This window comes from Dethiosulfatibacter sp. (assembly GCF_983023055.1).
Genome location: NZ_CEZJXU010000049.1, coordinates 7502 through 9038, shown reverse-complemented (window position 1 = coordinate 9038; position 1537 = coordinate 7502). Strand labels below are relative to the sequence as shown.

2 protein-coding genes are annotated in these 1537 nt (G+C 36.5%); both read left to right on the top strand.

All coding sequences use genetic code 11. The annotated features are described in order from the left end of the window. Positions 1-569: S-layer homology domain-containing protein (locus tag AC3AX0_RS03235; protein WP_487548871.1), on the top strand; the 569-nt coding region annotated here is incomplete at its 5' end. Between the two features lie 169 nt (positions 570-738). Beyond that, a partial coding sequence (locus tag AC3AX0_RS03230) for an ABC transporter substrate-binding protein (protein WP_487548870.1) occupies positions 739-1537 on the top strand: 799 nt, incomplete at its 3' end.

Genomic DNA, 1537 nt, shown 5'->3' with positions numbered 1-1537 from the left:
ATAATGTAAAAAATATAGATGAGAATGACCTTATTACTGATGATCTTTTGGATGAACTCCTTTATGAGCCCGGGGCTGTTTTAACTAGGGCGGAATTCTGTGAAATGCTTGTTCAGCTATATGATTCATATGCAATAGACAATGCAACTGCAGTTGAGTATAATCCTACAAAATCAAAAGACTTTGGGGATTTATACAACCTTGAATCTAGAACGCAAAAGAGCATATTAAAGGCAAATGCTCTGGGCATAGTCAATGGAATATCGGATACCATGTTTGATCCGGAATCCACTATAACAAGGGAAATGATGGCGGTTATGATACAAAACACATACAGGGCAATGTGTGGCGATGACAAGGATATCTGCAATGCAGAATGGAATCCTGATTTCGCTGATGTAAACAGTATATCTGATTGGGCTTTTGAAGGTGTTAGATTTGCAAATTGTATGGGAATTCTGAAAGGCGACGGTAAGAATTTTCTTCCCAAGAACGAGGCAAACCACGAGATGGGATTGACCCTGCTGGATAGATCCTTTAATATGTTTATTGGATTAAATGTTGAGTAAAGATTATCTGAATGTTGCCGGTATCAATTAAAAAACCTTAATCAATCAGTTTCCAAAGCTGGTTGATTTTTATTTTGTATATATTGACAAGTTAAGAATAATAATATATTATGGTAATTAAGTTACATTAACTATATTAAATGTTACTAAAATTACAACGGAGGGAAATATGAAGAAATTTATTAGCATGATTTTGGTATGTATGATGTTGTCAATGGTTCTACTTAGTGGATGTGGAAGCAACGGAAGTCAGACAGAAAGCGAGGAACCACAAGAGGCAGTAGAACCGGCAGTGGAAAAAAGCAGTTTGATTTATGCATTATGGAGTTCACCTACTGGAGTATTCAATCCAGTGTTGTATGATGAAGAATATGATGCGGCTGTAATAGAGTTGGTTTATTCTAAATTGTTTAAAATGGATGAAAACTTGAATTTGGTACCGTCATTGGCGAAAAGTTATTCAGTATCTGATGATAATCTGACACTTACTTTTGAGCTTAGAGATGACGTTAAATGGCATGACGGCACTCCATTTACAGCTGAGGATGTTGTGTTTACATTTAAATCAATGGCGAATCCTGACTATACTGGTCCGAGATACGGCGAAGTAGAAAAGATAGTTGGTGCCAAGGAATTCCATGAAGGTACTGCTGATGATGTTGCAGGTATCAAGCTTGTAAATGAATATACTGTAAGCTTTGAATTTACAGAAGTATTTGCTCCAGGACTAGTAAGAATTGGTGCAGATAGGGGAATAATACCAAAGCATATATGGGAAAGCATACCTGTTAAAGATTGGAAGGAAAGTGCAGAAGCTCTTAATAATCCTATAGGTACAGGAGCATATAAGATTAAAGAGTTTGTACCAGGACAATATGTGGAGTTAGAAGCATTTGGAGATTTCTTTGGTGGAAAAGCAAAGATAGACACATTTATTTTCAAGGTAGCAAATCAGGATACGGCCTGTC